Origin of the sequence: Microcoleus sp. LAD1_D5 (genome assembly GCF_036702115.1) — a bacterium.
Taxonomy (GTDB): domain Bacteria; phylum Cyanobacteriota; class Cyanobacteriia; order Cyanobacteriales; family Microcoleaceae; genus Microcoleus.
The window spans coordinates 33957-46850 of record NZ_JAUBSA010000027.1 but is presented as its reverse complement, the minus strand read 5'-3'; the positions used below and the strand labels follow the sequence as shown (position 1 = coordinate 46850).

The 12894-nt window shown below is 46.3% G+C and carries 10 protein-coding genes; 1 reads left to right on the top strand and 9 read right to left on the bottom strand.

Annotated features, from left to right (window positions below):
• Nucleotides 1–86: 86 nt before the first annotated feature.
• The 9 genes from QUA70_RS13955 to QUA70_RS13915 all read right to left on the bottom strand — a co-directional run bounded on the left by QUA70_RS13955 (nucleotide 87) and on the right by QUA70_RS13915 (nucleotide 12235).
• Nucleotides 87–572: a hypothetical protein gene (locus QUA70_RS13955; protein WP_333332433.1), complete on the bottom strand. Its 486-nt coding sequence runs from the start codon at nucleotides 570–572 to the stop codon at nucleotides 87–89.
• Nucleotides 573–734: 162 nt separating this feature from the next.
• Entirely contained in the window at nucleotides 735–1655 is a 921-nt protein-coding gene (locus QUA70_RS13950) for an NAD(+) kinase (RefSeq protein ID WP_333332430.1), read from the bottom strand.
• 387 nt (nucleotides 1656–2042) lie between these two features.
• Nucleotides 2043–3758, bottom strand: coding sequence for a hypothetical protein (locus QUA70_RS13945; protein ID WP_333347667.1), 1716 nt, complete (start codon nucleotides 3756–3758; stop codon nucleotides 2043–2045).
• A 41-nt stretch (nucleotides 3759–3799) separates the two neighbouring features.
• A complete protein-coding gene (locus QUA70_RS13940) occupies nucleotides 3800–4483 on the bottom strand; it encodes a DUF3226 domain-containing protein (RefSeq protein WP_333347664.1) in 684 nt (227 codons plus the stop codon).
• Nucleotides 4483–5601, bottom strand: coding sequence for an AAA family ATPase (locus tag QUA70_RS13935; protein ID WP_333347661.1), 1119 nt, complete (start codon nucleotides 5599–5601; stop codon nucleotides 4483–4485). Before QUA70_RS13935 ends, QUA70_RS13940 begins: the two co-directional genes overlap by 1 nt.
• Nucleotides 5602–5646: 45 nt before the next feature.
• Nucleotides 5647–9468, bottom strand: coding sequence for a cobaltochelatase subunit CobN (cobN, locus tag QUA70_RS13930; RefSeq protein ID WP_333347658.1), 3822 nt, complete (start codon nucleotides 9466–9468; stop codon nucleotides 5647–5649).
• 191 nt (nucleotides 9469–9659) lie between these two features.
• On the bottom strand, nucleotides 9660–10520 hold the full coding sequence (locus QUA70_RS13925) for an EamA family transporter (RefSeq protein WP_333347655.1): 861 nt from the start codon (nucleotides 10518–10520) through the stop codon (nucleotides 9660–9662).
• A complete protein-coding gene (locus QUA70_RS13920; protein WP_333347653.1) occupies nucleotides 10517–11254 on the bottom strand; it encodes an ABC transporter ATP-binding protein in 738 nt (245 codons plus the stop codon). Before QUA70_RS13920 ends, QUA70_RS13925 begins: the two co-directional genes overlap by 4 nt.
• 168 nt (nucleotides 11255–11422) lie before the next feature.
• On the bottom strand, nucleotides 11423–12235 hold the full coding sequence (locus tag QUA70_RS13915; protein ID WP_333347650.1) for an ABC transporter ATP-binding protein: 813 nt from the start codon (nucleotides 12233–12235) through the stop codon (nucleotides 11423–11425).
• A 211-nt stretch (nucleotides 12236–12446) separates the two neighbouring features.
• Here QUA70_RS13915 and QUA70_RS13910 point away from each other — a divergent pair.
• Nucleotides 12447–12894: HEAT repeat domain-containing protein (locus QUA70_RS13910; protein ID WP_333410457.1), on the top strand; the 448-nt coding region annotated here is incomplete at its 3' end.

Here is a 12894-nt window from a genome sequence, read left to right as displayed (position 1 = left end):
GCGAGAGTTTTGCGATCGCCTCTAATTTTACCTGGATCGATGTCGGTGCGCCGTCCTGGGGCGATCGGGTTTTTGAGAGCATCAAGCTAGCGTCGGCCAATCCTGCGCCCCCAAGCTCTGAAGTAAGTTGCCACCGGGAATTGATAAAATTCACCTACCAACCACAGCACAATGCCTAAATGGGACAAAAAAGCTAAACCTGTCCAAGCTGCGGGCAGCCACGACAAGCGGCTGCCGGGAACCGGGGGAAAATAGTAAGCTGAAAGTCCCAGCAAGGTAGTGGGAAGGAAAATTAGACCAATAGCCGCGGCAAAGTATGGCCATCCGAATTCTACGCCTTCGAGGTGGGCTCCTATCCACTGTTTGCCGTTCCAGTGCCAAGTTACGGGCGGTTGGCGATCTGCCATTTGGAGCGATTGTCTTTCAACGCTTGCGGTATAAATGTGCTGGCAGAAGTTGCAAGCTAGGGCGTCCATCAGCGCTAGGGTGGAAATTTGGCCGGTGCGGCACACGGGACAGGGATATGTATCTTGAGGGTTGAAAGGTCGGGTTGATTTTTTGGAAATCTGCATGGATCAGGCTGTTTGTCAAGATGATTGAGAGATCTTAACAAAGTACAGAGATTATGGGTTGGCTGATGGCGGTTTTTGTATCTAGATTGTTGGTGATTTAACAGGTTTTTTCACGCTTACCTGCTCCACGGGTTAATGCCGTTTCATGGTGGATGATTCGGATTAATTGCGGTGATTGTTGCTGTAGCGAATTCTGGCTCCTGCCCAGTGAAGTTTTTCCCTCAAAGTGTTGTAATAAGAATAGTTTTCCCGCAAAATGATAAACTTGGCTTCGCAGTCTGCCCTCCGCACGTCTACGCGCTGTCCTGGCCAAATTGCAGTACCCAAAATGCCGTCTGTCCAGAGTTTGGTACTGAGTTCGTAATCTGCTAAAGGCCAAATGCTGACGACTGAACCGGGCGGGAGGACGATCGCCCGACTGGATAAACTCAAAGGGCAAATCGGAGTAACTGCGATCGCGTCCATGCCGGGATGAATAATCGGCCCGTTGGCAGATGCGGTGTAGCAAGTCGAACCTGTGGGAGTTGCCACAATTAAACCATCGCCTTGATATTGATCGACTACTTCGCCGTCAACTTCCATTTCTAGAATACAGCTCGGCATTCGATCGGCTGAAGCAGGTTTGACACACATTTCATTTAGTGCCAAAAATCGATCGCTTTCCGGTTCAAGATTAGTTCTGTTTCCCTCAAAAATCGCCGCCTGCAACATCATCCGCTTCTGCACGGCATACTTGTCTTCCGAAAGTCTGTCCCAAATCTCCTCAGTATTTTGGAAATCCTCAAAAGACTCGCTTAAAAAACCCAGATGTCCGCCCACATTCGCTGCCAAAATCGGGATGCCGTCAGCCGCCAAATTCCGCGCAGCAGCTAGGGCCGTACCGTCGCCGCCGAGCACTACCGCTAAATCAATTGGGCTGTTACTAGAAGCTAAAAACACTGGATACGGGTTATCTTTCGGCCCACTCGGCCCCATTAAAACGTGACACCCTCGACTTTCTAATTGGCGGGCACACTGTTCTGCCCACCGCTGGCTGAGGGTATCTCTGGCTTTGTGGGCGATAATTACTTGTTTTAGTTGCACAACCTATCGATTTTAGATTTTAGATTTTGGATTTTAGATTATTAGACATCTCCCATAATTCTTGTAAAGCAGGCATCCTGCCTGTTCAAAACCTGCTTTTTAGGAGATGTCTATTAGATTTTAGACTGAATCGCCACGAGCGGGACGATCGCACTGTACTCGGAAAAATATTATGCCGATGCCACAGGACATCTCCCCTCGGAGACTATCCCTCTGGTTTATACCAGTTCCAAAAAGTAATGCAATTGTTGGAAAACTCCCAACCCTTATCTCATCAGACATCTCCAATAATTATTGTGGAACAGGCATCTTGCCTGTTCTTGACAGGCTTTTTGGGAGATGTCTATCTGTCATTCCCAATTCTTTAATCGAAAATCGAAAATGGTATTATCCCTCGCTGCGGCTGGATTTGGGCCGTGGCCAGATAATGCTGGAATCGGCCGCGAGTAGGCTAGAAACTGCGCTCGCCCCAAAGCGGTTGAGGTGGCTGGGGTCAACAAAATAGTCATTGCGGCCCGGCCACCGCTGCGACAAGTCGCGGAAAGCGAAGCCTTTTTGCCGGGAGAGTTGCTGCATTCGCTGCCGGAACTGCTGTTCTGCCCGCAGGCGAGTTCCGTCTAAGTAGTCGTTGGTGAGGGGCAAATTAACGAAAATTAGGGGAATTTTGCGAGCTTTGGTAAATGCTACAACTGAATTAAAGGCTGTTGCTTGTTTGCCTCCGAGGTTGAAGTTTTCGTAGTCGCGATCGTACTGGCCTGAAACGTAAGCGCGTTCTCGATAATAAGTGTTGGGATTGTACTTGCCCGACATCGCCATGAATCCGTTGGAGTCGATCGAATCTGCCAATTGGTTGACTTGCCTCATTGCTACTGTTGTCCGTCGCGAGACTGGAATCAATTGTGCTTTTTGATTTGCTGCATCCGCTGCGATCGGTTTTAAGTCATATCTTGCAGCATTCTCAGCAACGGGCAAGATGCCCGTTCCACTAGACAGGAATTTGATTGGGGGGTGGGTGTCAGCAACGGGCAAGATGCCCGTTCCACTAGACAGGGATTTGATTGCGGGGCGGGTGTCAACAACGGGCAAGATGCCCGTTCCACTAGACAGGGATTTGATTGTGGGGAGTAGGGGTTGGGCATCTTGCCCGCCCCTTAAAGGTCGATCGACAGAGGTAAATGCTCTGCGGAAAGTTTTGTTAGCGCAGGGCTGCGGGAATCTGTAACACAGCGGAATCACATTCGGTTCATCCGACGGCAGTTCGGGGCGAAGGCCTAGGGCTAAAAGTTGGCTGCCTTCAGAATCGACGATCGAATTAAAAGTGCGATCGTCCCGGCCGCTGTTAAATCCCCGCACACCGTCTGCCCAGATAATCATTTGAGGCAAATGACCGGGCTTCAAAAGCCGCCGTAGTTGAAAGTCAACTACTTGTGCAGTGGCGCCGTTGACTGAAAAGTTAAATATTTTTAAGCCCGGACGACCCCTTTGGGTCAAAGATTGTTTTAGCTGTTTGGGATCGACGCCCTGCAATGCGCGGGAACTGCCGACAATCAAAACATCTGGTGGCCCGACGGCAGCAACGTAGGATAGGTAAAGTTCGAGTTGTTCGTTTAGCAAATCGCTGCTGAAGCTGACTGTACTGGCTTGCGATCTGGTTGCGCTCGCTTGCTGCTGGGAATAAACCAGGTTTCTCATGTACTCGATTACTTTTTTCTCAGCAAACGCCCGTCTGGGACTGCCGGGGGGAACCGCTTGCATCCAAGCGACGGCCTGCACCCACAGGGCGGCTACTTCGTCCCAGTCTTGTTTTGAATTGGCTGATTGAGCCAAATTAGAAGCTTGGGTAGCAAAGTTAACCGACTCCGTGAAGCCATCGTTTTGGGGGCATGAAGCAACGCTGAGGGATTTTTTGGATTTGTTGGGGTTTTGAGCTAACAGAGACGTTGGGGGCTGGGCTAGGACGGCAGATTCGATCGAACCCGATGGCGCTGCGGTGTTGGGCGCCTTCGTTGACGAACATCCCAAAGTTACGGCTAGCAAGGCGGTTGCGGCGCAGGTACGTTTGAGGATGCTGGTGCTGATGCTAGCAATGTAGCGGCGAATCATAAAGCTTTCAGCGATCGCGAAACATTACTAGATATTACTAATTATTCGGCGGATCGAGCAATTAGCTCAAACAGATGTTTTAACCATTCAATAAAAATTAAGGCGATCGGGCAATCGCAGCTAAGCACCTGCGCTGTTATTGCTTGTCCCATCGGCATTGCAGGCGTTTTCTGCCATGCCAGCCAAGTGTGGATTAGTGCTTTGGGATGATGAATTAAAGTGTAGCGGTTAAGTCCGGCTTGTTCGAGCTCTTGTAAAATTGCTTCGGCTTTCGGATGCAGGGTGTCGCCAGGGGGGATGAGATAGGCGACAAAATCTTCTAACATTCCAGGAAGTTGATTGTTTGGCATCAACCAAACTCCGACGCGAGGCAAGTATGGATCTGAAGGTGTGCAAACCCAGCCTTCGGGAGGGGGAGATTGCGGGATGTCTCGATAGCCGATCGAACTCAGTTTATCTTTAAGAGATTGCCACCGCCCACTTAAATTGCGATCGGCATCTACCACAATTCCCAACGTGCGTAAATTCTCTGCTTTCAATCTTTCTGGCAAGCCATTTAGCAGCGCTTCAACTCCTTCTGTACCTTCTTCTTGCGGTACTTCGACGGAAAATGTTTCTGGCAGTTGATATTGCTGGCACAAAGCCCAGATTACGTGTCGGTCATTCTTACCTTCTACCAATAACTGTTGAGGTTTTGGTTGAGGAGGTTTTCGTGCTTTTGGCATCAGCGCACCTCGATACTTTGGCGCACTGCAACGGACAATTCATCGGGAGTGTATTCAACTGCACGAATATCCTCGCCACGTCGGCTCAAGCGAAATAATTTGCCAACAGAACTATCTTCTGATTGTTCTAAGGCTTCTTGAAATGCGGCTATGCAGTCCCAACTGTGGGTAGTTGCAAAGACTTGAACGTTCAATCGCTGTGCTGTTTCAAATATCAATCGCCACATATCAGTTTGGGTTTGATAGTAAAGACCTGTATCAATTTCATCAACCAACAAAAACCCATTCTCTGATGAGACGGCTACCATTGCTATACTAAGAATTCGTTGCATACCATCTCCCATACTGCCTAGAGGAATTGGGTGATTGTGTCCTCTAATTTTAATCAAAATACCACTGTTATTAGTGGGATTACTGGTAAAACTAATACGTTCTACATCTGGTTCTAAGATTTGCAGTGCTGCTACTACGCTTTCTTCTTTGGGTGTCAGTGTTATAGCATCCCAAAGCCCAGCCATTTTGTTAAAAGTTATTGCCGTAGTTTTGATTAAATTATAATTATCTTGGCTGGCTCCAACAAGCGACAAAGAGTTATCATTTATCTCTGTTGACTGAACAGAAAGTAAACTACTAATATTAGCAATAGTCGCATCGCGCAGCAGTGAAATTTTGACTTGGGAATTTTGATTGTAGTAAGCAATTAATTCCCATGCTAAAAAGCTTGTTTCTAGTTCTTCAGCTACCGGAATTACCACTTGTTGGTTTGTAGGGGTTGCTTGGATTTTGAGTGAGAGTTGTTCTTCTTTCTGGGATTGAATATAAATACTTCGATCTGGGGTTAGTTGATGTCCGTAAAAAATATGTTCAAATTGATACTTGCTCCGGTTTACTGCTTGGCCCGATGCAAGTTGAGTTTTTATGTTGCTCATTTCACCACGGCCATTTAGTACATCAAACAAAGCTTGAATACTCTGTTGTTGGACTAATAAATAAATGGCTTCCAAAAAAGTAGTTTTACCGCTATTGTTCTGACCAACTATCAGATTAACCCTAGCTAGCTCGTCGATATGAAAATCTTTAAAACAGCGATAATTTTGGATGGTGAGATCGCGCAACATGGATTCCTCGCATATTAACTAAATTCTATCATTTCTCCGTTTAGACTAGAAACCAGTATGGGATTCGATGACTGCTTCGGCTTGCAGGGCGATCGACCTCAATTTATCCAATGTATCCTGGTTCGCACTCTCCCACAACCCCCGCTGACGAGCTTCTAGCAATCTTTCCGCCATATCTCGCAGTGCCCAAGGATTGTTTTCTTGAATAAATGCCTGCACTTTCTCATCAAAAATGTAAGCCTCTGCGATTCCTTCATACATAAAATCCTCTACACAATTTGCCGTAGCATCGTAAGCAAACAAAAAATCTACAGTTGCTGCAATTTCAAACGCGCCTTTATAACCGTGTCGCATCGCACCTTCTATCCATTTGGGATTCACAGCCCTACTGCGATAAACCCGCGCAATTTCTTCCCGCAGTTGCCGCACTTTCGGATTTTCGGGAATTGAATTGTCTCCGAAATAGGTTTCAGGATTTTTGCCTTGCAAATTGCGAATTGCTGCCGTCATTCCGCCTTGGAATTGATAATAATCATCCGAGTCGAGGATGTCGTGTTCGCGGTTGTCTTGGTTTTGCAGAACTATTTGCATTTGACCGAGGCGTTTTTCAAATGCTTCGGGTGCAGAACATCCCCATTCACTCTGTTTAACTCCTGCTACATCTCCCTGCAAATTTGAGGAACTAGAGGAGGTATAGGCGTAACTGCTCCAATTAATGTAAGCTTTTGCTAAATCGCTGTCGTCTGTCCAGTTTTGAGCTTCAATTATGCCTTGAAGTCCTGCGCCGTAAGCACCTGGTTTTGAGCCAAAGACTCGAAATTGCGATCGCCCTTGCGCCTCTTCCTGACTCAAACCTGTAGATTCCCAATACAAAATCTCTTCCTTAACTTGTGCCGCTAAAGGGTTGTTTTCTGCCGATTCGTCTAAATCTGCCACAGCTTTTACCGCACTGTCAAACAAATCAATTAAATTAAAAAAAGCATCGCGGAAAAAGCCAGAAATTCGCAAAGTAACATCAACGCGCGGCCGCCCCAAAACAGAAACTGGCAAGATTTCAAAATCTACAACCCGGCGCGAAGGGCCATCCCAAACTGGTTGAACTCCTATCAACGCCAAGGCTTCGGCTATGTCGTCTCCCCCCGTCCGCATGGTGGATGTTCCCCACACTGACAAACCCAAAGTTTTCGGATATTCGCCGTTTTCTTGGGTGTATCTTTCGATTAAAGTTTCAGCAGCAACTCTGCCAACTCTCCAGGCGGTTTCTGTGGGAATGGCACGGATATCTACTGAGTAAAAATTGCGACCGGTGGGCAATACATCTGGTCGGCCGCGAGTGGGCGCGCCGGATGCGCCGCTTGGTATGTGCCGCCCATCTAAGCCGCGCAAAAGGTTGGTAATTTCTTGGTTTGTTTGGAGGAGTGAAGGTAAAAGATAGTTATTTATCCAGTCTAATTCTTGTTGTGTTGCTTCTCCTATTGGAATATTTTTAACCGCATTTGAACGCGGATGAACGCGGATGTTTCCGATTAATTTATCTACTAATTCAGCGGCTTTTTCTTCGAGTTCTGCGGTTAAATCGCCTGCTGTGCGGTGCTGAATTATCGAGGTTGGATCGCAGGTTAAGGGGTCGAAATCGTAGCCTGAGTCTTCTGCTAGGGCGCGGGTTATGCCCGATCGCCCGTTGGTGGGATGGCGGGCGATCGCAATTATCAAATCGCGCAACTGTCTACCTTCGGGACACTGACCGAAAATGTGCAATCCGTCGCGGATTTGGGATTCTTTTAGTTCGCAAAGATAGCCGTCTGTGCGAGTGATAAATTCTGTAAATTCCGATTTATTTAGTTGTATTCCTAAGTCTTTATCTAAGTTTTCTTTGTTGGTGAGGGCGAGAATGCGATCGCGAATCATGGGCAATCTGGACGGATCTAAACTTTGGGCTTCGCAATACTCATCAATTAAGGTTTCCAACTGCTGCAAAGGCCCGTAGAGTTCGGCGCGAGTCATCGGCGGTGTCAGGTGGTCGATAATCACAGCTTGCGATCGTCTTTTTGCTTGGGAACCTTCCCCCGGATCGTTGACAATGAAGGGATAAAAATTCGGCATCGCGCCTAATGCTACTTCTGGATAACATTTGTTAGACAAGGCTATACTTTTACCGGGAAGCCATTCTAAATTGCCGTGTTTTCCGGCATGAATTATAGCATCAATTCCCCACTTTTCTCGTAGCCAATAATAGTAAGCTAGATAATTGTGAGTTGGTTCTAAGTCGGGGGCATGATAGTTCAAACTAGGGTCAATTTCATATCCCCGCGATGGTTGAATTCCCACAAATACATTCCCAAACTGAATTCCCGGAATCGGAAAAGACGTATTGTTACTTATAAAATCTTGTGCATAGCTTCCCGGAAGCCCCCATCTTTTACAAATCCCCTCCTGTACTTCCGGTGGCAAACTAGCAAAATATTCTTCATATTGTGCCAAATCCAAAGATTGATTAACAGGCCCCAATTCGCGTCCTTCCGGGTCATTGGTTACGCCAGAAGTTAACAGTTCAATTAACTCGTTGCCGCTAGCGGGGATGTTTTCAATTTGATAGCCGGCTTGCTGCATAGCTTTGAGGATTTCGACACAGCTAGCGGGTGTATCTAAGCCGACGCCGTTGGCTAAGCGGGCGTTGCGAGTGGGGTAATTTGCCAGAATTATGGCGATGCGTCTGTTGGCGGCTGGGGTTTGTTTCATCTTCACCCAATTCGCGGTTAAATCTGCTACAAATTGAATGCGATCGCCCGCTGCTACATAGCCTACTACATCTGTTTCTAATTCGCTGTTCCAAGTCTGTACCGCTTTAAAAGAAACAGCCCTAGTAATGATTTTTCCGTCTACTTCCGGCAATGCTACATTCATCGCTACATCGCGGGGCGAAAGTCCCTGAAGTTCAGTTTCCCACTCTTCCAAACCGCCACCGCTGAAGATTGCTTGCAATACGGGAACGTCTAAGGATTTTAAGCTGTTTTGTTCCGGTTCTTGACTGCTAAAACCGGAAACTGCAAAACTTGTGGTGTTGAGCAATAATTGAATTGGTTCTGATTCTTTTGGCTGGAAATATTCCAGCAATTCTATCTGCAAATCTGGTTCCCGCAGAGAAGACACAAAGACGGGAACGGGTACTAAGTTTCGCTCTGCTAGAGCTTGACAAAGTGCATCAACTGGTGCTAAGTTTCCTGATAAGTAATGAGCACGATAAAATAAAATTCCGACTTTAGATGTAGAAGTAATGTCCCCGTGTACGCAAGTTAGAGACGATTCAGTTTGCTTTTTCCAATCGTAAATTCCGACGCGGGAAACTGTTTGAGGTAGCGGCGGCTTGTAAGCAGTTTTCAGGCAAGTATCGGCGGCAAACTTGAGTGCGTTAACAAAGTTTTGGACTCCACCTTCTGTGAAGTAACGCCACAGTTTATTGACTGCTGATAGCGATACATTGGAATGGCTGATTAAATCGGGGTCGGGACTGTCTTCTCCCGGCATTACAATCAGTGCTGCGTTAGTTTTCTGCACAGTTTCCCGCAGAATCTCTAACCCGTAAGACCAATAAGAACGCCCTCCTAACAGCCTTAAGATTATCACCTCTGCGCGTTCTAAAACTTCCTCGGCATAAGTATCAATTGTTAGTTGTTGCTGCAACTGAAGCAGGTTTACTGCGCGCACTTTTGGAAATTTTGCCGGCATTTTGGATGCGGCGGCTGCGAGAGTTTGAATGTCGGTGTCAGCAGCACTAATAAATACTATTGGTGCTGGGGTTTGCTGAATAAAAATTACTCCTTCTGCTTGAGGGTTCCAACCTCCGGGTGTGGCGGCTATTTTGTGCATTAATTTTTTTTATCTTAATAAAAATAGTGAGAGAAAGTGCGATCGCCTTGAGTATAACATGACTTATACATCAATAGAGGCTAGGGCGTGTTTCCCACCCGGACATTCCCGCCCAACCGAGAGGGCGGGCACGGGGGCACCGCCCCTACATTCGGGGGGAGAATGAGCGTCAAAGTCCCGGAAATCTCAACCTATAAACTGATAAATAAAACTCCCAAAATCATGATTCCGGCCCCTAATAATCTTTGTTGAATATCTTTTTCCTTAAAAATGAAATGACCGAACAATACACCCATTAACACGCTAGTACGCTTAATCGCGATCACTTGCACTACCAAAGTTAATGTCAAAGCTTGCATTTGAAAAATCAGTCCAATAGCATTGATAAACCCCATAGCAGCTAGCATTGGTAATTCTTTGAGAATTTGTCGCCCTGGATTTGGGGTTTTGTGCAATAAAACTGGCAGTAGCAAAACACTCATTGTACCAAACAAAGAGAATATCCAAAAAATAGGGTAGGAATTTGTAACTCCTATTTTGTCAAAATTTGCGGCAATACTCCATAGTAATGCGACGATTAACATCAATTTTGGCCCGGGTTCATCCAGCAGTGCTTTGAATGGGGCTAAATATCCTTTAGATTTCTCTTTGATATTTAATAAATAAGAGCCTGCTACGATTAGTAAAATGCCAATATAATCAAAAAATTTGGGATATTCACCAACAATTAACGGTGAAGTTACCAACATGAATAATGGTGTCAAAGCTACCAGCGGTAGTGTCAGGGATAAATCTGATAGTTTGATGGCTTTGATGTAGAGGAGGGCTGTGACAGCGTTGATGCTACCTCCGATTAGTAGGGCGAGCCAAAATTGAGAGTTTAATGCCGGAATTCCTGTATAAAGTACCCAGGGAATCAAACAGATGACTGAAAAAAATGAGAAAGACCAAGCGACGACATATTCGTCACTTTTTTTGAGGTTTTGTTTGCCAAAAACGTCTTTGACGGCTTCAAAGAAAGCGGTCAAGATTCCTAAAATTAACCAAGTCAACCTAAATATGCGCTCCTGACTCGCTCGTCGTTTAGCAAATCCGCTCCAATACCTGTGAGGGTAATATTACCAGCTTCTAGTACGTAACCCCGATCGGCAATTTGCAGTGCTAAACTGGCGTTTTGCTCGACTAAGAGGATTGTAACGCCTGTGGAGCGCAGATTTTGAATAATTGCAAAAATTTCTTTGACGATCGCAGGTGCTAAACCTAAACTAGGCTCGTCTAATAATAGCAGCTTCGGGCGCGACATCAGGGCACGGGCGATCGCCAGCATTTGCTGTTCCCCACCGCTGAGGGTTCCTGCTAGCTGGCGGCGCCTTTCTGCTAGGCGCGGAAATATCTCAAATTGGCGCTCTAAATCGGCTTTTACTGCCGCCGAGTCCGATCGAATATACGCCCCTAATTCTAAGTTAGTCAACACAGTTTGCTGCGCCAAAACGCGCCTCCCTTCTGGACTGTGGGCGATTCCCAATTTCACAACTTCGTGAGCTTGGCGGCGGGTAATGTCGCGCCCGCTATAAATAATTTGTCCTTGTCGCACATTAACTATTTTAGAAATAGCTCTCAGAGTGGTACTTTTGCCCGCACCGTTGGCACCGATGAGACTGACAACCTCGCCCGCATTAATCGTGAGATTAATATTTTGTATGGCTTGAATGCCACCATAATTTACAGAAATATTCTTGAGTTCTAAGAGGATGTTTTGGGGGGTTTTGGGTGGGCTGTCGTGCATTTTCTGTGACTTGATTGTTAATAACAAAACTGTCTCTTTTCCAGCAGTCCGCCAGGGGTTGAAACTAGCTCCTAGCTGAAGTCCTCTTAAGAGGAGTGGAAGATTCATTTAAGGCTAACTATTAATTTAACTCGTTCCAAGGCGCGGGCTGGGAACGAGTTAAATTTTCTACATTTCATCTCCCAAATAAGCCTCAATCACAGCCGGGTCATTCCTGACAATAGCAGGCTCGCCCAAGGCAATAAGCTGACCGAAATGTAAGACGGCAATTCGATCGCACAATCCCATAACTAGCGGTACATGATGCTCGATCAATATTACAGTTAAATTGAATTGTTGGCGCACTTTTCGGATAAGTTCGCTTAATTTGTGCTTTTCATTGGGATTCATGCCCGCAGCAGGTTCATCTAACAGCAATATTTGCGGTTCTAATGCTAAAGCGCGGGCAATTTCTAAGCGCCTCTGGTCGCCGTAGGGCAAGTTTTGCGCTTGTTCGCCCGCGCGATCGCCCAATCCGACTAAATCCAACAATTCTAAGGCTTTTCGCTGGGTTTTGCGTTCCATTTCCTTAGACGCTGGCAAGCCGAAAATCCCTGCCAGCAGCGATAAAGCTGGATTGCCCGATCGACTGTGGATGTGGCGGGCGATCGCCACATTTTCCACAGCCGAAAGTTCCCCAAACAACCGAATATTTTGAAATGTTCGGGCTATACCTTTATTAGCAATTTGATAAGGTCGCAGTTTAGAAATATTTTCGTTTTGATAAATCAGATTGCCACTAGAGGCAGGTATCAGTCCAGTCATTACATTAAATAGAGTGGTCTTGCCAGCACCGTTAGGGCCGATCAATCCAAAAATTTCGTGTTTTTGAACTGTGAAAGATACATCGTTTACAGCAATTAAACCGCCAAAGCGGCGAGTTAATCCTTTCGCTGCTAAAACCGGATTGCTGGTTGAGAGGGTAAGGGGTTCGGAAATCATAAACAAATCATAGAATATAAGATATCTAATTATGCCTTAGACTGCGGAATGTTCTTAAAGTGCCGCTTTTTAAGCAGTATTTAGGGCGATCGTTTTCACCACAGACAAGCACCAATTTAGATCGCCCCGACTCTGGAACCAATTTGATTAGAATGTAGATACAATTATTCAAATGGCTGAGACTGCTCATTAAATATCAGGATTTTGGCCCATGACGAAGCACTACCGACAAAAATTAGTTGCCGTAATTGCCCTCTCGTTTCTATCTTTCACATCGCCTTTGCTGTTGACTGGCAATGCTGCTGCTGAAAACCTGAGCGCATCCAAGGCTAATCCCAAAGAGATTGCTTCCCTCATCGAGAAGTTAAAGACTAACGATGGCAGGGAACTTGATGCAGCTATTGAGAAGTTAGCAGAAATAGGTGAACCAGCTATCCCCGCTTTGATGGCAGCCGTGCAGGATAAGAATTTGCAAGTCCGCCGGAGTGCTGCCAACGTTCTGAGACAAATTGGTCGCCCTGCTATTCCTGCCCTTGCTAAAGCCTTGAAAAACTCAGATGCAAATGTGCGTAGGGATGCAGCCTCTGCTTTGGGGAGAATCGGTGCAGAAGCTAAAACTGCACTGCCACAGCTAGTTCCCCTGCTTAAAGACTCAGATG

What these genes read in the sequence shown, in the direction of transcription:
- QUA70_RS13955 (WP_333332433.1), bottom strand. Translation starts at nt 572, where the DNA reads ATGCAGATTTCCAAAAAATCAACCCGACCTTTCAACCCTCAAGATACA.
- QUA70_RS13945 (WP_333347667.1), bottom strand. Translation starts at nt 3,758, where the DNA reads ATGATTCGCCGCTACATTGCTAGCATCAGCACCAGCATCCTCAAACGT.
- QUA70_RS13940 (WP_333347664.1), bottom strand. Translation starts at nt 4,483, where the DNA reads ATGCCAAAAGCACGAAAACCTCCTCAACCAAAACCTCAACAGTTATTG.
- QUA70_RS13935 (WP_333347661.1), bottom strand. Translation starts at nt 5,601, where the DNA reads ATGTTGCGCGATCTCACCATCCAAAATTATCGCTGTTTTAAAGATTTT.
- cobN (WP_333347658.1), bottom strand. Translation starts at nt 9,468, where the DNA reads ATGCACAAAATAGCCGCCACACCCGGAGGTTGGAACCCTCAAGCAGAA.
- QUA70_RS13920 (WP_333347653.1), bottom strand. Translation starts at nt 11,254, where the DNA reads ATGCACGACAGCCCACCCAAAACCCCCCAAAACATCCTCTTAGAACTC.
- QUA70_RS13915 (WP_333347650.1), bottom strand. Translation starts at nt 12,235, where the DNA reads ATGATTTCCGAACCCCTTACCCTCTCAACCAGCAATCCGGTTTTAGCA.